At 59.9% G+C, this 21,101-nt stretch carries 20 protein-coding genes; 3 read left to right on the top strand and 17 right to left on the bottom strand.

All coding sequences use genetic code 11. From position 1 onward, the window contains the following. The first annotated feature begins 85 nt into the window (after positions 1 to 85). A complete protein-coding gene (locus EDD52_RS06455) occupies positions 86 to 1,264 on the top strand; it encodes an IS5 family transposase (protein ID WP_132243068.1) in 1,179 nt (392 codons plus the stop codon). A gap of 320 nt (positions 1,265 to 1,584) precedes the next feature. On the opposite strand, the gene EDD52_RS06460 is transcribed toward EDD52_RS06455, so the two are convergent. The 14 genes from EDD52_RS06460 to EDD52_RS06525 all read right to left on the bottom strand — a co-directional run bounded on the left by EDD52_RS06460 (position 1,585) and on the right by EDD52_RS06525 (position 18,045). Beyond that, entirely contained in the window at positions 1,585 to 3,552 is a 1,968-nt protein-coding gene (locus EDD52_RS06460; RefSeq protein ID WP_243651859.1) for a sigma-54-dependent Fis family transcriptional regulator, read from the bottom strand. Between the two features lie 106 nt (positions 3,553 to 3,658). Then, complete coding sequence (locus EDD52_RS06465; RefSeq protein WP_132243072.1) at positions 3,659 to 4,150, bottom strand: hypothetical protein; 492 nt, start codon at positions 4,148 to 4,150, stop codon at positions 3,659 to 3,661. Positions 4,151 to 4,568: 418 nt separating this feature from the next. After that, positions 4,569 to 6,140: a GMC family oxidoreductase gene (locus EDD52_RS06470; RefSeq protein WP_132243074.1), complete on the bottom strand. Its 1,572-nt coding sequence runs from the start codon at positions 6,138 to 6,140 to the stop codon at positions 4,569 to 4,571. A gap of 15 nt (positions 6,141 to 6,155) precedes the next feature. Then, a complete protein-coding gene (locus EDD52_RS06475) occupies positions 6,156 to 6,680 on the bottom strand; it encodes a twin-arginine translocation signal domain-containing protein (RefSeq protein WP_132243076.1) in 525 nt (174 codons plus the stop codon). 25 nt (positions 6,681 to 6,705) lie between these two features. Beyond that, positions 6,706 to 7,101 carry a VOC family protein gene (locus tag EDD52_RS06480; RefSeq protein ID WP_132243078.1) on the bottom strand — a complete coding sequence of 132 codons (396 nt, stop codon included), beginning with the start codon at positions 7,099 to 7,101 and terminating at the stop codon, positions 6,706 to 6,708. Positions 7,102 to 7,208: 107 nt separating this feature from the next. Beyond that, complete coding sequence (locus EDD52_RS06485) at positions 7,209 to 8,252, bottom strand: NAD(P)-dependent alcohol dehydrogenase (RefSeq protein WP_132243080.1); 1,044 nt, start codon at positions 8,250 to 8,252, stop codon at positions 7,209 to 7,211. Between the two features lie 71 nt (positions 8,253 to 8,323). Continuing rightward, positions 8,324 to 9,955, bottom strand: coding sequence for a molecular chaperone GroEL (groEL, locus tag EDD52_RS06490; RefSeq protein WP_132243082.1), 1,632 nt, complete (start codon positions 9,953 to 9,955; stop codon positions 8,324 to 8,326). 66 nt (positions 9,956 to 10,021) lie between these two features. Further along, the gene (locus EDD52_RS06495; protein ID WP_132243084.1) at positions 10,022 to 10,825 is read right to left on the bottom strand and encodes an iron-sulfur cluster assembly protein; all 804 of its coding nucleotides are present in this window, start codon (positions 10,823 to 10,825) and stop codon (positions 10,022 to 10,024) included. Positions 10,826 to 10,829: 4 nt separating this feature from the next. Then, positions 10,830 to 11,855, bottom strand: coding sequence for an amidohydrolase family protein (locus tag EDD52_RS06500; RefSeq protein WP_132243086.1), 1,026 nt, complete (start codon positions 11,853 to 11,855; stop codon positions 10,830 to 10,832). 82 nt (positions 11,856 to 11,937) lie between these two features. After that, complete coding sequence (locus EDD52_RS06505; protein ID WP_132243088.1) at positions 11,938 to 12,312, bottom strand: MmoB/DmpM family protein; 375 nt, start codon at positions 12,310 to 12,312, stop codon at positions 11,938 to 11,940. 21 nt (positions 12,313 to 12,333) lie between these two features. Continuing rightward, entirely contained in the window at positions 12,334 to 13,395 is a 1,062-nt protein-coding gene (locus EDD52_RS06510; protein ID WP_132243090.1) for an aromatic/alkene monooxygenase hydroxylase subunit beta, read from the bottom strand. 48 nt (positions 13,396 to 13,443) lie between these two features. Further along, positions 13,444 to 14,502 carry an NADH:ubiquinone reductase (Na(+)-transporting) subunit F gene (locus EDD52_RS06515; RefSeq protein WP_132243092.1) on the bottom strand — a complete coding sequence of 353 codons (1,059 nt, stop codon included), beginning with the start codon at positions 14,500 to 14,502 and terminating at the stop codon, positions 13,444 to 13,446. A 76-nt stretch (positions 14,503 to 14,578) separates the two neighbouring features. Next, entirely contained in the window at positions 14,579 to 16,243 is a 1,665-nt protein-coding gene (locus tag EDD52_RS06520; RefSeq protein WP_132243094.1) for an aromatic/alkene/methane monooxygenase hydroxylase/oxygenase subunit alpha, read from the bottom strand. Positions 16,244 to 16,800: 557 nt separating this feature from the next. Then, positions 16,801 to 18,045: an RNA polymerase factor sigma-54 gene (locus tag EDD52_RS06525; protein WP_165907471.1), complete on the bottom strand. Its 1,245-nt coding sequence runs from the start codon at positions 18,043 to 18,045 to the stop codon at positions 16,801 to 16,803. Positions 18,046 to 18,140: 95 nt separating this feature from the next. Between EDD52_RS06525 and EDD52_RS06530 the strand changes: the two genes are divergently transcribed. Further along, a complete protein-coding gene (locus EDD52_RS06530) occupies positions 18,141 to 19,094 on the top strand; it encodes a hypothetical protein (protein WP_132243096.1) in 954 nt (317 codons plus the stop codon). On the opposite strand, the gene EDD52_RS06535 is transcribed toward EDD52_RS06530, so the two are convergent. The 3 genes from EDD52_RS06535 to EDD52_RS06545 are packed head-to-tail and all read right to left on the bottom strand — an operon-like array spanning position 19,091 to position 20,717. Then, positions 19,091 to 19,270: a hypothetical protein gene (locus tag EDD52_RS06535; RefSeq protein WP_132243098.1), complete on the bottom strand. Its 180-nt coding sequence runs from the start codon at positions 19,268 to 19,270 to the stop codon at positions 19,091 to 19,093. The genes EDD52_RS06530 and EDD52_RS06535 overlap by 4 nt on opposite strands. Before the next feature lie 22 nt (positions 19,271 to 19,292). Beyond that, entirely contained in the window at positions 19,293 to 20,429 is a 1,137-nt protein-coding gene (locus EDD52_RS06540; RefSeq protein ID WP_132243100.1) for a WD40 repeat domain-containing protein, read from the bottom strand. Continuing rightward, positions 20,430 to 20,717: a hypothetical protein gene (locus tag EDD52_RS06545; RefSeq protein ID WP_132243102.1), complete on the bottom strand. Its 288-nt coding sequence runs from the start codon at positions 20,715 to 20,717 to the stop codon at positions 20,430 to 20,432. Positions 20,718 to 20,770: 53 nt separating this feature from the next. Between EDD52_RS06545 and EDD52_RS06550 the strand changes: the two genes are divergently transcribed. Beyond that, on the top strand, positions 20,771 to 21,043 hold the full coding sequence (locus EDD52_RS06550) for a hypothetical protein (protein WP_132243104.1): 273 nt from the start codon (positions 20,771 to 20,773) through the stop codon (positions 21,041 to 21,043). The last annotated feature ends 58 nt before the right edge of the window (positions 21,044 to 21,101 follow it).

The raw sequence follows: 21,101 nt of genomic DNA on the forward strand, positions 1-21,101 counted from the left end.
GCCTAGCAGGCTGCTGAAAAACCTCGCCCTCGACAACAATTTGAGAACATGATTCACCATTTGGGCGGCTTGTGTGGGGGTGAAGATGCGCGGGACGGACGAGACCAGTGGATCGCTGTTCAGTTATGTTGATCTTGAGGAGCGCATTCCCCCGCAGCACCCGTTGCGCAAGATCCGGCAGGTGGTCAACGACGCGCTTGCCAGTCTCGATGATGATTTTGACCAGCTCTACGCGGATTTTGGCCGCCCCTCGATTGCGCCGGAGCGCCTGATCCGAGCCAGCCTGATCCAGATACTTTTCTTGATCCGGTCCGAACGTCAACTGATGGAGCAGATGCAGTATAACCTGCTGTTCCGCTGGTTCGTGGGGCTGGGAATCGATGACCAGGTCTGGGTGCCCACAATGTTCACGAAGAACCGCGACCGGCTGTTGACGACGGACATGTCGCGCAAGGTGTTGGCCGCGATCCTGGCGCACCGCGAGGTGGCGCCTCTGCTTTCGGACGAGCACTTCTCGGTCGACGGCACGCTGATCAAAGCTTGGGCCTCGATGAAGAGTTTCGAGCCGAAGGCGGAGGGCATGCCGCCTGACGATGAAAGGCCAGGTGATCCACTCGCGCATGATTTCACGCCCGACGACCATCCCGAACAAACCCAACCCGAGACCGAACCGATGCCCCGCTCCAATCACCGCAACCGCAACCGCAACGCCGAGGTCGATTTCAAGGGCGAGAAGCGCTCGAATGCCACCCACGCCTCAACCACCGGCGCGGAGGCTCGGCTCTACAAGAAATCTCCCGGCACGGGTGCGGTGCTGTGTTTCATGGGGCATGCGCTGATGGAAAACCGCCACGGGCTGATCGTTCAGGGCGACCTGACCCAGGCTGACGGCCACGCCGAACGCAAGGCCGCGCTGGATATGGTGCATCGCCATTCCCCCGGATCGACCCGGCGCCTGACGCTGGGGGCTGACAAGGGATATGACGCTGCCGAGTTTGTTTCTGACCTCCGGCAAGCCTGCGTGACCCCGCATGTCGCCCGGAAGGCGCGATATTCCGCGATCAACGGGCGCACCACCAGACATGGCGGTTACGCACTGTCCCTGAAACACCGCAAGAAGATAGAAGAGGCTTTCGGCTATGCCAAAACCGTCGGCGGCATGGCACAAACCGTCTATCGCGGCGTCGAGCGGGTACGATCCCGCTTCATCCTGATGATGGCGGCCAATAATCTCGCCCGATTGCCCCGGTTGCTGGGCGCATGAGGATCAAAACGAAGACCGGAGGCATAGAACAAGCCTGACAGGCGCGCAAAATGACGGGTCAGGTCACCCGCTGGAAGAACAACGTTCCGGCCTGACGACTATTTCAGCGGCCTGCTAAAGAATAGGTCGCGACGAAACCAGCTGTAAGAGCTCGCCGTTCCGGTTTCTTGATGCATGATTTCGTATTTCAGGCGCGGCTGTCAGGTCCGGATTCCCATTCTTACGAGAACACATCAACTTTGAAGTTACACCATCCTCAGGGCGCACAAAACTCACTGGATGCGGAGACTGAGACATCGGGTCAAACCCGTTGGATACGTTCAGTCATTGCGGATGCGATATCTTTTGATCTTCCGATAAAGGGTCGGGCGGGAAATCCCCAGAACCTGCGCAACTTTCGTCAGGTTGCCATTCTCTGCCACGATGGTCCGTCGAATGGCACTGGCCTCGATGCTTTCCAGATCGCCAGAATGCCCGCCCAGGATATGTTCCAGCGAATCCTCGTCGCCACCTTCGAAATCGTCAAGGATCTCCGGCGGCAGATCCCGTTCGGTCACGAGGCTGTCAGACTTGACCAGATAGAACCGCTGGATCACGTTACGCAATTCGCGCACATTGCCCGGCCATTGATATCGCAGCAGAAATTCCCGCACTTTGTCGGTGAAGATCATCGGCTGATGCCCGGTTTCTTCTGCGTAATGCTGTGAGAAATACTCGAGAAGCTCTAGCACGTCATTGCCGCGCTCGCGCAACGGCGGCACTTCGATTGTCATCACGCCCAGCCGATAGAACAGGTCCCGGCGAAAATTTCCCTTCTCGATTTCCTGCCGCAGGTCGCGGTTTGTCATCGCGACAAGCCGCACATCGACGGGGCGGCGTTGGCTGTCCCCGATCCGGTAGATCGCCCGCTGTTCAAGCGCCCGCAACAGGTAGGGTTGCAGCTCTATCGGCATGTCGCCGATCTCATCCAGACAAAGCACGCCCTTGTTGGCCAGTTCGAACTTTCCGCTGCGCCCGCCCTGCGCGGCGCCGGTAAAGGCACCTTCGGCGTAACCGAACAGCTCTGCCCCGATCAGTTCGCTGGAGATGGCGGCGCAATTGACGGGAACATAGGGCGCCCTGTCATCGGGCAGCCTGCTGTGGATCAGCCTTGCGAACAGCTCTTTGCCGACCCCGGTTTCGCCATGGATCAGAACCGAGACATTCGCCAGCGCCGCCCGTTCCGCAAGCCCCATCGCGTCCACCATCTTGGGTGACGAGCCGACAATGCGGATTTCACCCTCGGCAACATTCACGCGCGGCTTGATGGTGCAGGTCTCCCCCGCTTTGCGTTGCAGGTTTTCCTTGTTCTTCAAAAAGAGAGCAAGACCGCGATACACACCTTCCAGTTTCAGCCGTTCGATTCCTTCAGCCTCGACATTGAGGGGAAGAAGCTTGGGAATATCCTGATCGGTCAGCCCTTCCAACTTGGGCAAGAGCTTGTGACCGACCGACAGCTCTTTGGCACGGCGCAGCATGTCTTCGCCAAAACCGCGCCGGAACAGCACGCGACCGGTCTGGTCAACCAGAACCACGCTGTCATGCGCCCGGCTGTAATCCGACATCAGGAACGCTTCGAGCAACTGCGTGCGTTCGATCTGTTTCTGTTCGGCCAATGCGATTTCGATCTCGCGCGCGGCGGCCAGAACAAGCGCAACATTGTGCTGGCGGAAAATATGGGGCGGGCCGGACAGATCCACCACGCCGATGATGGTCTGCGTGAACGGGTCAAAAATGGGCGCGCCCGCGCAGGTCCAGTCCTGCACACCTTCGGCGAAATGTTCCGACGCGTGTACATATGCCGGTTTACCGGTCTTCAGGGCCGTGCCTATGCCGTTGGTGCCGATTGTCTTTTCACTCCAATCGCCGCCAAGTTCCAGATGGATCTCCTGCCCCTCATCCAGCACATGTGCGTCACCGATCGCATCGATGATGACGCCATGTTCATCCGCGAGGATCAGAATGGTCCGCGCTTCCTTGAGATGCGGCTCTAGCCGTTTGAAGGCAGCAGATGCGGCCCTGCGCAGCACCGCGTTACGTTCGCGCCGCAGATGGATTTGCGTTTCGTCATAAACCTTTCGCGACGCGATGCTGCTGGCATCGACCCCTGAATCCCGGCTGCGCCGCCAGGAATTCAGGATTTCCTCGCGTACCTTGGGTGGTCTTTGTTCCATTTCGCGCCCGGCGGAAACAAATTTTTCCCAGGCTTCGCGCGTGTCATGTTCCGAATAGCTGGAGTCATCAGGCAATCGATCGGCCCTCTTGCTTTTCGAGTTCGTCATTACGGCCCCTTTGCCAGGCCCCGGTTCAAGTCCCTTCGGTGAATTACGGCAAACAGAACACGCGGGCGAAAGGCTATTCTCCGCGCGGAACAATCAGGTCTTCAAGAGCTTGGGCCAGGTCACTATCGGTGAAATCACCCGTGAGGTCGGCCCCCTCCAAATGCGCAAGGGCAGCAAGCATATCGTCCTCCAGCGGGGACAGGAATCCGTTATCCTTGGTCGCCAGGACAAAATATTTCGACATGAAGTTGCCGCGAATTTCACCCAAAAGCTGCATCTGCCGTCCGGTGGATTTATCCACCAGAACGACGCGGTTGTTCAGGCTGACTTTCACGTAAGGTTCCGGCGTCTCACTGGACACGCGGGCATTCATGTCGTGGATGATCAACCCCTCGGGCTTGGGCTCTTGCTTGCGACGCGCCTGATCGGCGCGCATCTTGGAAAAGCCGCCATTGCTGATCTGGTCCGCAAGCTTTCGGATCGTGCCGGCGTTTTCGGACAAGAGCCGCTTAGCCTTCACGTCTTCGAGACGCGGTCCTTCGCGTTTCGAGAATATATCAACCACTGAATTTCCTCCCGTTGCAAATATTAGCAGAACAAGCCCTATGATGCCAATTTATAAAGGTCGTAGTTAAACCGGCAGGCAGGGCTCTGCCGTGGATCAAGACGCGCGTTTTGCGGTCAGAAAGGCGCTTTGTGTCTGCGCCCGCAGCTTTCGCGCAAAGTACTGCGGGCCGGTGTTTTCGGCCTGTAAGCCTGCTCGCCCGTCGCGGCACCGCCACCTAGCGCGATCAGTTCTTCCCGCGGCGCGTAATCGCTGTCTTCCAGGTTCTTCGCCTGCCAGAAATGCGCGTTCGCCGCGTGTCGTTTCCGATTATCATGTTCCCACTTTCGGAAAAGCCTTTGAATTGCCCTGCAAAGGGAACAGTCAGTCTGGGGGCGGCCCGCGAAGCGGACCACCTGAACTTTTGCGGGCAGACGGGTCAGAGGTTCTGGCGACCCAGTTCCGCGGCAATGAATTCCGCCTGACGGATGGCCAGCGCCACGATGGTCAGCGTTGGATTTTCCGACGCGCCCGTGGTGAACTGGCTGCCATCTGACACGAACAGATTGGCGATGTCGTGGCTTTGCCCGTGGCTGTTCACTACCCCGTCGCGGGGATTGGCGGACATACGGTTGGTGCCAAGGTTATGCGTCGACGGATAAGGCGGCGTCGGGAAAGTCCGCGTGGCGCCGACCGCATCATAGACTGCCATGCCCTGCTTGTAGGCGTGGTTGCGCATCGCGATGTCATTGGGATGGTCATCAAAATGCACATCCGCCACCGGCAACCCGTGCTGGTCAGTCACCGCATGGTTGAGGGTGATGCGGTTGGTTTCCTGCGGCATATCCTCGCCCACGATCCACATGCCGGCCATGTTTTCATAGTGGTCCAGCGCAGAGGTGAACTCGCGTCCCCAACCACCCGGATCAAGGAAGGCCGCCATGAACGGCAAGCCAAGCGCCAGGGTCTCCAACTCGTAGCCGCCGACAAAGCCCCGTTCAGGATCGTGCCGGGCCTCGTCCTGAATGATCCCGGCCATGGTGGTGCCGCGCCACATCCGGACCGGTTTGTCAAAGGTCGCGTAGACCGATCCGGTCACGTGGCGCATGTAGTTACGCCCCACCTGGCCAGAGCTGTTGGCCAGCCCGTCTGGGAACATCTGCGACGCAGAGTTGAGCAGCAAACGCGGGCTTTCGATCGAGTTTCCCGCGACACAAACCACGCGCGCCTTTTGTTCCTGCTGCGTGCCACCGGCATCGACATAGACGACGCTGGACGCCTTTCCCTCTTCGTCATGCTCGATCCGCAAGACATGGCACCGCTCGCGCACTTCCAGATTGCCCGTCGCCTCGCCGCGTGGAATGTCGGTATAGGCCGCTGACCATTTGGCGCCCCATTTGCAGCCCTGAAAGCAGAACCCCGTCTGCTGGCACGCCGGGCGCTCGTCATAATCGGCGGAGTTGATCGCCATGCGCCCGGTATGGACCTCTTCATAACCAAGCGCCTTGGCGCCCTTCTCGAACACCTTGAAGTTGGTGTTGCCCGGCAGGCCCGCGCGGTCATTGGTGCGGGTGACGCCCAGCTTTTCCTCGGCGCGGGTGTAATAATCATCCATCTCGCGCGGGTCGATCGGCCAGTCGAGCAGGTTTGCCCCCTGAACGTCGCCATAGGTCGTCCTGGCTTTCCATTCGTGATCCTGAAACCGCAGCGAGGCACCGGCCCAATGGGTCGTGGTCCCGCCAACAGCTTTCACGATCCATGCGGGCAGGCCGGAGAAATCTCTGGCCACACGCCAGTCGCCGGACGTCGTGCGCGGATCGGTCCAGGCCAGTTGGCCGAAGCTCTCCCACTCATCGTTGATATAATCCTCGGGCAGGTACCGCCCGCCCGCTTCCAGCGCGACGACAGAGACGCCCTTTTGCGCAAGCTCGTTGGCCAGAACGCCGCCGCCGGCGCCGGTCCCGATCACCACGACGACGGTGTCGTCGGACAAGTCAAATGGTGCTGTCATTGATCAAGCCCTCCCTCAAAGCCAATTGATGTCGTCAAACCCGCGGTCGATATAGCCGCCCTTGGAAAAGCTCTCGCCTTCGTAGCCAAAGATCGGCCAGACGGCTTTCTGGTTATAAAGACCAGTCACAAGCCCTCCGCGGATCTGCTGGAAGAAGGCGCTGTTTTCCATACCGCGCAGCAGGTCGGCGCGGTCGCGTTCCCAACCCACATCGACATAACGGGCATAGCCGATGCCGCGTGCGGCCTCGTTCAGCGCGGCGATCCCAGCCTCGATGCCCGGCGCGGCGTCTTCACTGTCATAGCCCTTGACGGCGATGGCATAGAATTCATCGGAGACCTGATCGTGCGGATAAATATCGCGGGCCATCTGGATCAGCGTCGCCATCGTCTCTGGCTGAAGATGGGTCACCTCCAGCGCCCAGTTTGCGGCGTGGGCCTGCCCGGCCACGAACCCGCTTCCCACGACGAAGCTCGCCCCGGCCATCGCTCCTTGCGACAACAGCTGGCGGCGCGTCATGCCTTGCTTGCGTGATGTCATCTTGTCCTCCCTGACATGATTGGTCTTACTTGAAACGCCCGCCTCTCTGCAGAACCTCGATCTCGTATCCATCGGGATCCTTGACGAAGAAAAAGCGGGCAAGAGTTTCGCCATCGTGCTGGAAATCGACCAGCTTGCGTGGGGCAAGGCCTGCGGCCTCGAAACGGGCATGTTCCGCGTCGATGTCATCCACGCTGACGGCGAGATGCCCGTAGCCATTGCCAAGATCGTAGGGCTCGGTCGTGCCCTTGTTGACAGTCAGTTCAAGCTCGAACGCGCTCTCTGGATTGGAGAGGTAGACAAGCGTGAAACCGTCGAAATCGAGCCGGTCTGCCACCTCGAGGCCAAAGGCCTCGCGGTAAAACGCAACAGAGCGATCCTCGTCGAGCACGCGGATCATGGAATGGATTGCCTTGGCCATATTTTACCTTTGCAGTTTTAACGTTGGGGGCTCTGCGACCGACCCGGCAAGGGATCAGCCGCAGGGCGAGGTGCCTTTCGGCACCTCGGGCAACCCGGGCACGACGATCACGGAACGATGACGCCCCGCCCGGTGAACTTGCGATCCTTGAAATCGGTGATCGCCTGATTGATATTGGCGAGCTTGTACTCGGTCTGGTGCATATGCACCTTGCCGTCGGCGTTCATCTCCATCAACTCCACGAGTTCAACGAAGTCGCCCACCAGACTGCCGCCGATCTTGATCTCGTTCGCGACAAGTTCCAATGTCGGCACCTCAACCGTGCCGCCATAACCCACCATGATCAGCTCTCCGCCCTGGCGCAAGAGTTTCCAGCAGGTATTCTCGGTCCCGTGTTCGCCAACAAAATCAATCGCCACATGCGCGCCGCCACCGGTCAGGTCCTTGACCTCGTCGATCAGGTCCGGGCCCCCATCCAGCACGATATCCGCGCCCAGATCCCTCGCCAGCGCCTGCGCCGCCGGTTCCCGGTCCACTGCGATCACCCGTGCGCCGCTGGTGTGTTTGAGCACTTGCAGCGCAATATGGCCCAGGCCGCCAATGCCAAGCAGCAGCACGTAACCACCGGGGTTGAGGAGTTTTGCAGCCTTTTTCGCAGCGCGGTAGGCGGTGATACCCGCATCCGCCATGGGTGCCACCTCCAGCGGCGTGATGCCGGTGTTCAGCTTGATAAGGGACCGCTCGTTTGTCTTGAAATACTCGGCAAAGCCGCCATCCAGCCCCAGGCCCGGGAACTTGCCATGGTCGCAATACATATCGTGGCCGTAGCGGCAGCTCATGCAGATCCCGCAGCTGTTGAACGGGTGGCAGATCACCGCGTCACCGGGTTTGACGGATGTGACGGCGCTGCCCACATCCTCGACCCAGCCTGCGTTTTCATGGCCCATCGTGTAGGGCAGAAGGCCGCCCTCGATATCCATGATGTCCTTCCAGACACCTTCGATGATATGCAGGTCGGTGCGGCACAGGCCCGCCGCACCGACCTTTACGATCACTTCGTCGGGAGCCGCAATCGTGGGAGGACGCACGTCTTCGATCTTGAGCTCCACGTTCATCGCAGGATCGTATTCGTAAAGTCTTGCTGCTTTCATGGTGTCGTTCCTTCAATGGGATGGGACCGGCCAAACCCCGTTCGGGGCCAGTCCCACGTTGCAATCAGCGTTCAGGCCCGGCCAAGCAGCTCGGCGCCGCCGCCACGCGCGGGGCCTTCGGTCGGATCGGCCTCGCCCTCATCCAGATCACCAATCAGCGTTTCGGTGGTCAGGATCAGCGTGGCGACCGAGGCCGCGTTGACCAGCGCGCTGGCAGGAACGCGGGCCGGGTCGACGATTCCCGCCTCGAACATGTTGCCGAAAACTCCGGTGGCGGCGTTGTACCCGTGCCCCTCCGGCCCTTCGGTCACGGCCTGCACAACAGAGGCCGCATCCGCGCCGGCATTGCGCGAAATCCGGCGCAGCGGTTCGGTCAGGATGGAGCGGACAAGCTGAATTCCCTTGGCCACGTCGCCAAGCGCGTCAAGCTTGTCGAGGCAGTGCCCAATCTGGGCCAGCGCCGTGCCGCCACCTGCGACGACGCCATCCTCGGCTGCCGCCTGCACCGCACAAAGCGCGTCCTCGATCAGCTGAATGGTGCGCTTTTGTTCAACCGGAGTGAACCCGCCCGCATAGATGATCGCGCTGCCGCCAGTCAGTTTGGACAGGCGTTCGCGCAGCTTGTCCTTGTCGATATTGGGCGGCGCGGTGTCATGCTGGCGCTGCACCTGATTGCGGCGTGCGGTGATTGCCTCTGGCGTCCCCTCGCCGCGCAGGATGGATGTGCCCGATGCATGCGATCGCACCATCTCTGCCCCGCCAAGCTGTTCGCGGGTGACATTCTCAACCTTTTTGCCAAGATCACGGGCCAGCACTTCGCCGCCCGTCAGAATGGCCAGATCATCCATCATCGCCGTGCGCCAATGGCCGTATTCCGGCGGGTGCACGATCAGGTATTTTCCGGCCCCACCCGTTTCGAGCAGCTTGATCACGACCTCTGGCGCGATCTCTTCCGCGATGATCAGAAGCGGGCGGTTCTCGCCCTCGGCAATCGTGACCGCATTGTTCAGGATCTCCGGCTTGAGGATCTTCTGATCGGTCATCAGGATCAGCGGGTTGCGCAGTACCGCCTCCATGTTCTCGCGGTCAGTGACCATGTGATGCGAGATGTAGCCCCGCTCGAAGGACATGCCCTCGACCACGTCCAGAGTGGTTTCGATCGTCACCCCGAAATCGGCAGAGATCACACCGTCCCGCCCGACGCGGCGATGGGCCTCGGCCACCAGTTCGCCAAGCTTTACATCGGTCGAAGAGACGCGCGCCACGGCTTCGAGGTATTCCGGGTGATCGTCGCAATCCAAAGAGGAGGCGTCGATTGCGTCGACCACCCGGGCCACGGCCAGGTCGATCCCTTTGCAAAGATCCACCGGCTTGACGCCACTGTCTGTCAGATCCACGCCGCGTTGGATCAACGCGTTGGCCAGCACAATCGCCGTGGTGGTGCCATCCCCGGCCACATCATTGGTCTGCATGGACACTTCGCGCACGACTTGTGCGCCCATGTTTTCGAACCTGTCGTTCAGCGCGATCTCTGACGCGATGCTGACCCCGTCGCGGGTGACCAGCGGTGTGCCCACCGGGCGATCCACCATCGCGTTCAGCCCTTTGGGGCCAAGCGTGGGTTCGACAGCCGCCGCAAGCCGCGCGACCCCCCGTGCCAAGCAGTTGCGGGCCGTCTTGCCATGTACCATGAGTTTAGCCATATCTTCCTCCTTTGGCGCCGGGCATATCCCGCGCCTCCTCCCATTAGTTTCTTTCTGTGCAGCCACTTAGCCGCGCAGGGCGGCCTGTTCGCGTAGCGGGACGCGGCCCGAGATGAAATCAATCAGCGTCGGGCCATCCGGTCCGATCTCGACTTCTTTGTAGCGCGTCTTGGCAAGCCCCCGGCACAGCGCGCCGTTGAACTCCATGTTGATGCGGGTGCTGCGCAGGCGGGCCAGGTGGTCCGACAGGGCGCCCGGTTCGATCTCGTCCCCTGCCCATGTGGGAAAGGCCAGATCCTCCGGATCGCAGGCCAGACCACGCGCTTCCAGCAAGTGAAGGTAGCGCGGCTTTTGACGAAGCTCCTCTTCGCCCTGAAACGTCACATCCCGCAACTGGCCAAGCGTCATCGACACGATGTCAGCGGGTCCGTGGCCAAGCGCCTGCACGCCAAGCAGGACCGTTTCCTGCCGCCGGTCGTAGGCCTTTGCCTGAAACGTTTCCACCACCTCGTCCAGCCGTGCGCCATCGCAGTATTTGGCAAAGACCTCGTGGTAGTCGCGACCGCTGTTGATCCCCTCGTTGACCTCGTCGCCAAAGCAATGATCGTGCAACAGCACTTCGACCTCGACCACCCAGGGAAGTGCCGTCACCTCCTTGCGGATGCCAAACCCCATGAGAAAGGCGAAATTGGGCGAGCACCAGTAGGTGGGAAGCCGAAACTCGACTCTGACCTTGCGGGCATCCGTGACCTCGACCCTTTCGACGAAACCAAGATCGGTGATGGGCTCGTCCAGCTCTGGGTCGGTCACGGCATCAAGCCGTTCCCGAACCTCCAGCTCCAGCTCTGCGGAGAGATTTGCAACCAGCATGCGCCTACTCCGCTGCAATCTGGACGGGGGCACCGGCCAGTTGCGCCTTCTTCTGCGCCACATCGACGTTATACAGCCGCGCCGCATTCAAACCGAGGATCTTCTCCTTGATCTCGTCGGTCAGCTGTACGCCGCCGCGCTCGGCCGAGATGTCCTCGGGGATCTGGTAATCCCAGAATTTCTCGACCAGCCATTTTGGCGTCCATATCGCATAGTCGGACCCGAACAGGATCTTGTCTTCGCCAATCCACCACAGCAATTCGGCCATCACTTCGCCAAAATAGCGCGGACGCGAATGGATGAAGGGCATCGCAACAGCCAGACCGGCATAAACATTCGTTTCCTGCGTCGCTATCCAGCAGAAATCATCCAGGCGCGGCAGGCCGCAGTGCTCGACAATCCAGTTGAGGTTCTGGAAATCGGTGGCGGCATAATCCACATCGTCAACGCTGAACGCGTCCTTGGACAGCGGGATGATGGTTGGCCCCTTATGGACGTGGATGTTCTTGATACCCAGCTTGTCGCACAGCTCGAAACACTTGTAGGCGGCAGGATCATTCAGCGCCCAGCCCTTGCTGTCGCCATTCCACTCGGCGGTGTACATCTTCACGCCGGTGATATCGAAGGTTTCCTTCATATAATGGATGTATTCGAGCGCCTTCTCCCCATCGCGCGGATCAAACGCGCCATTGACGATGAAGCGTTCAGGATGCCGTTTGGCCATTTCATGGGTGCGTTCGATGCAGCCAAAACCGTTCTTGTAGAAATCGCTCAGCACCGTTGTCTGGATGATTGCCATGTCATCCGGCCCGTCCACGAACAGATCGCGATAGATGTCATCCTCGGAATATTTCTCGAAGCGGGACTTCTCCCAGAGCTCCTCCGGGGGGCTGAGATTGGTGTGATAGGCGTAGAAACAATCGATGAATTGCTTGCCATGCACATTGGCCTGGTTCTCGGGGCTGCCGTCCCAGAAATGGGTGTGCCCGTCGAGCACGAAAATCTCTTTCCCGTCCTTTGTGGTGTACATGTTGTCCTCCCTTGGATCTGCGCTGAATTCCTTGGTGTCTTCAGGGCCGGAATGCGTGGCCCCGAAGCCTTTCAATTGGCGATCAGATGAATTCCATGACCTCGTTCATGTCGCCGAACAGGATCACGGTGTCGTCGTCGACCCGCACCATCCGTCCGTAATGGGTGGAGGTGTTCACCTCGAAGGTCTCGGCGGTCATGTCGCGGCCAAGATATTCAGTGATTTCGCTCATCTTGAAGATCAGCTTGCCTTCACCGTCGATGCGGATGGTCGCCGGGTTGTAGGTGACCGTCACCTTGGGATCGTTTTCCTCCATGAATTCAGCGATGGCTCGAGCCTCGACGCTGTCATTCATGGTGACCCCGCATTGGTGCGAGACTTCCCGCGAGGTCAGGTCGATATCCTTCATCGACTTGAAGATGTTCTGCTTGGTCGCATTGCGCGCTATGCTAGACATGTTTGTACTCCTTTCAGGGACTTATCCGAGATCCAGCTCGCCAACGATCCGGTCGAGGCGTTCTTTCGAGACGGCCTTGACGTCTTCGAAAGACACCGGCTTGGAATGCGGCTGCGACCAGATCGGCTGCAACGCGACCGCGGCCTTTTCAGCCAGATCACCGTGTTTCGCGAGCCAGGATTTGAAGAGCTTGCGGTTATGCGCCCCGTTCTCTTCCTCATGCGCCAGCAGGTAGATCAGGTCGACCGTGTTGGCGAGGTTGCGCTCATAATCCGCCTCGGCAGCAGAGATCACCGGCGGGGTGATGAAGTCATTATTGGCCGCTGCCGCCTGCATGAAGAAACCCGAGCGGACCAATTCGCCCACCAGCGGTTCAAACACGATGTTGATGGCGAAATATTGCTCCAGATAGTCCTCGGCGCCCATGATCGTCTCGATCGCCTCGCGGCAGGGCTGCCAGATCGGGTCTTCCAGCCAGGTTTTCTTGCCCAGCGTGTCGTCCCAGCCGTCGATATCCATGCCGATCTCGGCCAGATAAAGCGTGATGTCCTGCGCCAGACGCATCTTGTAGGATGAATTGGTCAGAGTGGCGTTGTTGATCATCTGGGTATAGCCATAGCGCTGAGCTTGCATCAGCGACGTGCCAAGACCGAATTCCGCGTGTTTCCAGGCGCCCAGATGCTTCTGCAGGATGGTCTGCCAGTTCTTGTCGAACGCCTTGTGCGCGCCTGCCTTGCGGGCGTTGGAAATGACCGCCTGCACCATGGCCTCGATCTTGGACTGGCGCTGATAATGCGTCCGTTCCCATTCCTGATCCGGGGCCCGGAAGGCGTGCCAGTTGCTGGAAAGCGCGGCAGTGCTGTCCTTGACATAGGCGCCGCCACCCTTGCCGCCCTCGAACTCGATGATCCAGTTCTGGATCAGGTACCTTTCGGGATCGGGTTGCACGTCAACTGTGACGTCCTCGTAATGCGTCGCCCGTTTGCCACGCGGTTCGAAATAGTTGTATTTGCGGCTGTTCGAGCCGACGAATTGCGCCGCGCCGGCAGCGCCGGATCCGACAGAACTTGATGTTGCTACCATGGTAGCCTCCCTTGGGTTTTGTTCACGTCACTAGCGTTCGGGCCAGCCTTAGTGGCCCGAAGAACCGGAAGTGGGCGTGAACTTGTCGTAGAAAATGCGGTCTGTATCGAAGTCATGCATGAACAGGACGGGGGTCAGCGCGTCGATCATCGGGGGCGGTCCGCAGGCATAGACATCGCCCTCACCATCGATGCCCAGCTCTTTCAGATGCGTGTCGACATATTCGTGAACGAAGCCGCGGGCGCCGGTCCAGCCATTGCCGTCTTCCTCATGGCTCAGCACGGGGATGAACTCGACATTGGGGTGCGCTTCCGTCAACGCGCCGATCTCGTCCAGTTTGAAAAGATCGCTTTGCGAGCGGGCCCCGTAGTAGAAATAGACCGGACGATCTTCGCCGCTTGCAATGTGATCGTTGAGGATCGACCAGACCGGCGACATGCCGGACCCGGCCCCAACAAGGATCACCGGTCCTTGTCGGTCTTCGCGTCGGAAGCACATCCCGTAGGGTCCTTCGACACTGACTTCGGCACCGGCTTTGATGCCGCCGTCGTCGAGCTCGTTGGAGAACCGTCCGTCGGGGTATTTCTTGATGATGAACCCGAGTTTCTGGGCTTCGCTCGGCGGATTTGCCATGGAGAACGAGCGTGTAATCTCCTCCCCTTCTTCCGTTTTGACCGTGATGTCGACATATTGACCCGCCCAGAATTTCAAAGGCGCATCCAGTTCGATCTGAACCCCGCGGATATCATGGGTAAGTTTCTGGAAATCAACGATCTTGCCGGAATACTGCTTCACCGGGATGGACTTCGAGAGCACCTCTTCATCATAGTTCAGAAGCTCGATTTCCACGTCGCTATAGGCGAGGGTCCGGCACATCAGGACGTGGCCGCTGTCCTTTTCCATATCGTTGAGAGCGAAAGTGGAATACTTCAGCATCTCGGTTTCGCCGTCGAGCTTGACACATTTGCAGGCAGAACACTGTCCTTCCTTGCATCCATGCGGCAGGGCGATGCCCTGGCGGAATGCGGCGTCGAGGATGGTTTCGTCCTCTTCAACCTCGAATTCCACGCCGACCGGTTCCAATCGGACGTTGTAAGTGTCCGTCATTGTTTCCTCCCTATGATCCGCGCGCCCAAATCTGACGCCGGGGTTGCGAGGGCCTGCGCGGCCCCCGCGATGCTGCTTAGTTGCAGGGATTGATGGTGAAGCCCGCCTGATATTCAGCGATATGCGCTTCACGCTCTGCCGGGGCCATGCCGCGCAGCATGTTCAGCGGCGACCGCAAAGTGTGCCCGCGGACATGCTCCAGCTTCCACATGTCCTTGTTGTCAAAGCGCAGATGCGGCTGGGCTGTCAGGGTCTCGCCGTCTTCGCGGACGAAGTTGAGATCCTTGATCGCATCGGCCAGATCCCAGCCGTCATAGACACTTTCCCATTCGCGCTTGCCCGAGAACTTGCCCATCGCCGGCGTTGGCCGACCCTGGTATTCGTCCGAGAAGGCCTCGACCGCAGTCCAGCGATCCAGCTCATGCGCAAATGTGTGCAGCTCTCCGTCGATCTCGTCGACAACCATGTCCTCGCGGATGAGGCACGGCACGAGGCACGACCAGCAGCGATGCGGATAGACATAGCCGGTGTCCTGATTGAACGTGATGACGGTTTCGCCGGGCTTGGACAGCTTTGCGTACCACTTCCAGAAATCACCGAACTCGGCGTACCAACCCGGATACTTGTGCTCGAACCACTCGAAGTCCTTGTCGGTCTGGGCCTCGATCCGCCAGAAATTCACCGGCCAGCCCACGGCGAAGAATTGCGCAACCTTGTGGACGTAGTTCTTTTCGGTGATCCGCTTCCACGCTTCCTGAACATCGTCGTGATGAATCTTCACGCCGTATTTTTCGAGCGGCAGCATGTAGGTGCGATAGTAATCCTCGAAGATCCAGCGGTGCCACATTTCCGCATAGGATTCCTTGTCCTTGTCGCGGTTGGTGGTGCCGTATTCGATGAACGTCCCGATTGCAGCATCGACGATGGCGTGGTTCTGCCAGAAGGCATAGCGCAGGTCGCGCTCCAGTAGCAGATGGTTTTCCGGCTCCTTCAGCGCGGCCATCAGCAGCGAGTGACCGTTGCCGATGTGGCGGCTTTCATCCGACTGCACCGACAGGAACACCGTGGGCAGCGCATAGTCGCCGTTGCGCGCAGCCTCTGACGGCATGGCCACGAACAGCGTATTGGTGAAGGCGGTTTCGGCAACCACGGTCAGGTACATGCAGGCGGCGGTCATGGTATCGCCGGTGATGAACCCTTCACCGAACTGGCGGCCAATCGTGGTGGCATAGCACTTACCAAAGGCCTCTTCGGTGATGTCAAAGCCCGCCGGGTCGATGTAGTTTTCCATGTACCACTTCTTCAGGTTCATCTGAATCGTGGAGTGGCGGAATTCATCGACCATCTGCATGGTGAACCCGGTGCGCAGGTCTTCACCCGGCGACAGGCGTGCAACCATTGCCATGGACCGCGCGGCAGAGATTTCGGGGAAAGGAATGATCGCCAGGAACAGCTTCATCCACTCGATCCAGCGCGGTTCGACATTGCGGAACATATCGCCGCGAAGTGCCGCGTCCAGCGCGCCGTAGACGCGGTTGTCCTTTTCCTCCTCCATCGGGAAATAAGAGCGCAGAACCTGTTTCATCGGGTCGCGCGGCGCCTTGGTGATCTTGTAATCGGTCGGAAACGTGCTGGCTTCCTGAACGTAGGACGGGTTCCAGCCGAGATCGGAGATTTTCTTGGTGGCCTCCCCAACCGAGATACCACGTTGCGACGTGATCTTGTTAAGCGTCAAAGTCATGCCATGAGCCTCCTTACAGCTCTGCGGCCGGTTGCCCGGCCTGTTGGCGGCTTTTGCCGTTTCGGTTTGGCGCCACGTCTGGTGGCGCCGGTTCTCGGCAAAGGTTGTGAAGTTCAGGCCCGCCCTGCCCTGCCAATGCGAAGCTGCATCTGTCGGCGGGGTGTTGGCCTCTCTCCCTGTCCTTCGTTCTTTGAGCCCCCTGTCGTCCGGGGCGCCCGCATCTTGTGCCTATCTTCTGGCAAGACCGGTTCCAGTTTTGGCAAAGTCGAAGGTTTCTCGCCCCATTGACCCGTAATATTCTGTTTTTGTGTAATTTTTTGTGCGTAAAAAACTTGCGCCGCCCTGTGGGCCGAAAACTGTAACGCCGGGCGGCGGGGCGAACCGTTAAATAGTGTTACACTTGTCTCAGGTGCGACATTACACCGCGTTACACCTGTCCACTGACGCCTGCCACTAGCGCGTTACACTTGCGATGTAACGGGCCGAAAAGGCTTGGCTAAACGGTTCGGATTTGGGGGAACGCAAGACCGGCAGACGACCCGCGCGGCGGTGCAAATTCAGGCGCGGAACCGACGTTTCGCAGCTGGCAGAATACCAATTTGCTGGCGATAATTCGACACTACACGGCGCGACACCATGATGCCCTCGTCTTGCAAAATTGCCGTCAACCGCCGGTCGGATAGCGGCTTTGCGGGATCTTCCCCGGCAAGCAGGGCGCGGATCCGCGCCAGCACCTGCGGCTTTGACTGGGACGCCTTGACCGAAGCCGTGCCCGAAAACAGCATACGTGCCGCCGTAATCCCATTCGGCCCTTCGATCAGCAAACCGTTCAACACCCGGCTGACACTGCTGAGGTGAAACCCCGTTTCAGCGGCAATCTCGGACATGGACATCGGTTCCAGCGCCGAAGCACCGTGCAGAAAGAACCCGCCTTGCCGATCGACCACGACCCCCACCACCTGACGCAATGCAGAGTAGCGGATTTCAAGCGCTTGTTTCAACGCCCTGGCCCTGGCCAAAGCCTCTCGCGCCCGTGGGGCATCGCTGCCTCGCGGCAGGCTGGAAATCCTGATATGTTCTTGTTGCGACGACAGGAATTCTATCTGCCAACCCTCCCCGCGGGGGGTGACGCGCACATCAGGGGCCCGCATCAGCGTCGGATCGGTGGCAAAGGCGCTGCCCGGTTTCGGATCAAGCCGCCGGATCACCGTCAGGCAGTCCTGAACGATCTCCGGCTCAAGCCCGGTCGCTGATACCAGCCCTACAACGCCATCGGTTTCCAGCACCGAAAGATGGTCCAGAACTTGCCGCGTCGCGTCGCAAAGCGCATCCCGATCTTCGAGCTGTAGCCGCAGACATTCGGCCAAATCGCGTGCAAAGAGCCCAGCCGGCTCAATTCGATGCTGCACGACCTTCAAGGCGGCTTCGATCAGATCGGTACTGACACCCAGAGTTTCGCCAATCTCGCGTGGTAGGCGGGCAAGCCAGCCCGAGGGCTCCAGCTCTGCAATCAGGGCTGTGATCACCCGTTCCATCAGGCCGCCTTGGGCGATCAACCCGGCGAGTTCGCGGAAAACATGGTCATAAAGGCTGTTGGCCTGCGCGACAGCGGTCATTTCCAGAATATCCGTGGCGCTCGTCCCCGCACCGGGCCGCGTTCGCAAGACCAGCATCGGGTTCTCTTGCGCGGCCTCGGCCAGATGCGCGTCCAGCTCCGCCGCCGACATCTGCAGCAAGCTGACGACCTGCCCCAGCCTGAAAACCTGGCTTTGCGTGGCACGCAGATGAAGGCCCGGCTTCATTTCACCCAACCAACTGCAGAAAGACGATAAAGTTCTGGCCGGACGGCAACTGCTCTGACTATCCTTGAACAACGCAGCCCAGGAAAGACCGCGAGATGACACGCAAGAGTCCGCTTGGCAGTATCGTCCCCCTTGATGGTGCGGCGCCCGAACTGTCCTATCCCGGCCTGTCGCCGCAACTCTTGGCGCGGATCAAACAGCTGTGGTCTGCCGCCGGGCTGGACTTTGACAGTCATTGGCGGACAGCGATCCGCGGTCTTCACGGCTTTCGCGCCCTTCCGCGGGTCGAGGCATCTGCGACGAGCACGGATGTCGACCTCGTGTTCCTGTTCGATCAATGTGTGATCTGGGTGCAGGCGCTGCACGCCGCCGCAAGTGCCGGACGTCAGAATGGCACCGAGGGACTTGGCGCTGCGCAATGGCATGGGCTTGCGGCCCTGTCGGCACGTCTGACCGAACAGCTTGCGGCGCTGCGCCTGCTGGCCCTGACCGATCTGCCGATGCCCGCGATGCAGATCGCCCGTTCGATCTCCGAAGACGTGGACATGGCGCTGGTCATCCTGATCCGGCCGAAACTGGCCGACCGTTTCGCGGCCTGCCAATCCGCCGAAGAGGCAAGCGAGTTCTGGCGGCGCCATATCGCAGGCGGGCGGGCGTTTCGCAGCATTTCCGAAAAGCTTTACTCCGTGGGCATCGATCATTCCGCCGATACCGATTATGCCAAATGGCGCCGGTCGGTACTGACCACGCTGGGGGCGGCCGTCCACAGCAACGCGCTGAAAACCAACGCGCCATCCCGGCAGCAGGGTCATGTGCTTTTGAATGCTGACAGTCTGCACTTCGCAACTTTCCGCATGCATGAGCTTTGTGCCTTTTCACAACTCGTGGCCCCAACGCTGACCGACGCCCTGCGCGCGGCGGCCACGTCAAAGGCGTCGGCCAGCCCGCTTGCCGCGCTGGCCGCTCCGCTGAACGACATTATCGTCAATCAGATCCAGAGCCTTTCGACGCCGTCCGCCGCGTCACGGCAGACAACCAGACGCCACTAGTGCTTGAGGTCTTCGGGCGCGCCAAGCCGGTTTTCCGCCACCCAACGCGCGGCCAGAACCAGCGCCCCTGCGGCGAAATCCTTGCCATGCTCCTCGACCATATCTTCGGCAACCTTGGCCAGCTGCTGAAAATACCGATCCTTGCTTTGTTCTTCCGTGGACAATGCTTGTGTCATTGGGCTCCCTCCCGGTTAGGTTTTACTTGAACATGTTCTTGGGGAACGTCGCGATCGAAAGATGGCCATCGGTCCCGCCTATGGCCAGATGGGCCCCATCGTCGGACCAGGCCAGCGCCGTGATCGCTTTCCCCGTACCTTCGCGCACCAGCATCTCGTCAGGGTGGCCGATCCGGCAAAGCATCACCAGACCCGAACTGTAGCCGACAGCGCAAAGGTTACGGGTGGGGTGGGCGGCGACGCGATCAACGATGGTCAGCCCCGGCTTGCCCGTGGATATCGGCGTGCCTTCGTGGTCACCGAATGGCAGGTCAGGCAAGGCCCAGCCGACAACGCGAAACGCACCTGACGCAATCAAAGCATTGCCAGCGCGACTGAAGCCCAGACTATGTATCGCTGCAGGAAAATCGACGATCCGGTCGCAGGCACCAGCTGCCATATCGACAAGCGTTACCGCCTTGTCGGCGCAACCCGCCACCAGCCAACGCTTGCAGGGGGACCATTCCAGATCCAGCACCGTGCCCTCGCAATCAAACGTCTGACGCAGTTCCAGATCAGCCGACGATACGACACTGACACGCCCCTCGCCCCAGCAAGCCAGCAGCGACTCGTCGGCGGCGACGGCAATCCGCGTGACCGAATGAGGCAGGTCCAGAAAGCTCATCTCCGCCCCGCCTGCTTCGGTCAGCAAGGAAAGCTGGCTGTCAAACGCCGCAGCGATCAACCCCGCCTTCGGAAGGGCGGCAAGTGCCGTAGCCTCGGCGCGTGGTGACGCGTTCATCGCCAGAACCTGTCCTCGCGCGGTTGCCCGCCAAAGCACGTCTGCCTCCGTATGGGCAAAGGCGATCCCCTGATCCCCAAGACGGCAAGGCGCCACATCTGTTCGCGCAATTGGTGCCTCTGTGATCACCGGGGGCGGCAAAGGTTTCGATCTGGGGCGGATGCTTGGACGGCCTGTATCGGCCTCTATCCGCACGCGGCTATCCGGGCTTTCAGCATCGTTGACCGAGACAAAGGCAAGGCGACCATCTGCGAGCACGGCCGTAAGCGCCGTTCCTTTCGCGTTGAACAAAAGGCCGCTGATTTCGGTTTTCACCTCCCATGTGCGGGCGATCAGATCGAATAGCGTCATCGCCTGCGGCGGCTTGTGCTGTGTCATTCAGCTGTCCTTTTTGACGGCGGCTGCCAGCTCTTCGTCAAGTAACGAAAGCTCTTTTTCCAACCGGTTGATCTTGTCCAGATTGTCTTGCAGGGCGGCGGCGTTGCGTGTCCTTGCGGCCTCGTGGTCGCTATTGGCGACACCGTCCCGTTCATCTTTGAGGTCCAGCACCATGATGCCGCTGGCCTTCTGGTTCAGCCGCAACTGTTCGGTGTTGGCCTGTGCGATGGCCTGCGTTGCTGTCAGGCGGTCTTTCAGTATGTCGTCGATGCTACGGGATTGACCCATCATCGCGTCCTCTCATACTCAACACCCGGGTTCCGCAGCGAAAGGCCGAAACCATGACTGACCCTGTTGATCTGCGTTTCTTCGAGGCCCTCAGAAAGGCGTGTGGCCGGCCCGAAGATGTTGACGACCATCTTTGCAATGCCATCCAGAAAGCACTGAAGTCCGGAGATCCCAGAGACTTCGAAACTGCGCGCAAAGCGCTGGACAAGATGGACAATTCTCTCAAGGACGCCTTGCTGCGGCAGGTCCACCACCATATGGCGCGCGACCTGTCGGCGATTTGGGATGCGATGCCGGGTGCGCCGTCTGGTCGACGCCCGAATTAGGCCTGCATGGTGTTCATAAGCAGACCGAAGCTGATCTCTGACGCGCATTGTCTCCCCT

The sequence above is a fragment of the Primorskyibacter sedentarius genome, assembly GCF_004342065.1.
In the GTDB taxonomy this organism is placed as follows: Bacteria; Pseudomonadota; Alphaproteobacteria; order Rhodobacterales; family Rhodobacteraceae; genus Primorskyibacter; species Primorskyibacter sedentarius.

Bases quoted from the DNA above. Each gene is read 5' to 3' on its own strand.
- EDD52_RS06525 (WP_165907471.1), bottom strand. From the start codon at position 18,045: ATGAAGCCGGGCCTTCATCTGCGTGCCACGCAAAGCCAGGTTTTCAGG.
- EDD52_RS06495 (WP_132243084.1), bottom strand. From the start codon at position 10,825: ATGCTGGTTGCAAATCTCTCCGCAGAGCTGGAGCTGGAGGTTCGGGAA.
- groEL (WP_132243082.1), bottom strand. From the start codon at position 9,955: ATGGCTAAACTCATGGTACATGGCAAGACGGCCCGCAACTGCTTGGCA.
- EDD52_RS06510 (WP_132243090.1), bottom strand. From the start codon at position 13,395: ATGGTAGCAACATCAAGTTCTGTCGGATCCGGCGCTGCCGGCGCGGCG.
- EDD52_RS06485 (WP_132243080.1), bottom strand. From the start codon at position 8,252: ATGAAAGCAGCAAGACTTTACGAATACGATCCTGCGATGAACGTGGAG.
- EDD52_RS06505 (WP_132243088.1), bottom strand. From the start codon at position 12,312: ATGTCTAGCATAGCGCGCAATGCGACCAAGCAGAACATCTTCAAGTCG.
- EDD52_RS06540 (WP_132243100.1), bottom strand. From the start codon at position 20,429: ATGACACAGCACAAGCCGCCGCAGGCGATGACGCTATTCGATCTGATC.
- EDD52_RS06475 (WP_132243076.1), bottom strand. From the start codon at position 6,680: ATGACATCACGCAAGCAAGGCATGACGCGCCGCCAGCTGTTGTCGCAA.
- EDD52_RS06530 (WP_132243096.1), top strand. From the start codon at position 18,141: ATGACACGCAAGAGTCCGCTTGGCAGTATCGTCCCCCTTGATGGTGCG.
- EDD52_RS06480 (WP_132243078.1), bottom strand. From the start codon at position 7,101: ATGGCCAAGGCAATCCATTCCATGATCCGCGTGCTCGACGAGGATCGC.
- EDD52_RS06520 (WP_132243094.1), bottom strand. From the start codon at position 16,243: ATGACTTTGACGCTTAACAAGATCACGTCGCAACGTGGTATCTCGGTT.
- EDD52_RS06535 (WP_132243098.1), bottom strand. From the start codon at position 19,270: ATGACACAAGCATTGTCCACGGAAGAACAAAGCAAGGATCGGTATTTT.
- EDD52_RS06545 (WP_132243102.1), bottom strand. From the start codon at position 20,717: ATGGGTCAATCCCGTAGCATCGACGACATACTGAAAGACCGCCTGACA.
- EDD52_RS06550 (WP_132243104.1), top strand. From the start codon at position 20,771: ATGACTGACCCTGTTGATCTGCGTTTCTTCGAGGCCCTCAGAAAGGCG.
- EDD52_RS06470 (WP_132243074.1), bottom strand. From the start codon at position 6,140: ATGACAGCACCATTTGACTTGTCCGACGACACCGTCGTCGTGGTGATC.
- EDD52_RS06515 (WP_132243092.1), bottom strand. From the start codon at position 14,502: ATGACGGACACTTACAACGTCCGATTGGAACCGGTCGGCGTGGAATTC.
- EDD52_RS06500 (WP_132243086.1), bottom strand. From the start codon at position 11,855: ATGTACACCACAAAGGACGGGAAAGAGATTTTCGTGCTCGACGGGCAC.
- EDD52_RS06455 (WP_132243068.1), top strand. From the start codon at position 86: ATGCGCGGGACGGACGAGACCAGTGGATCGCTGTTCAGTTATGTTGAT.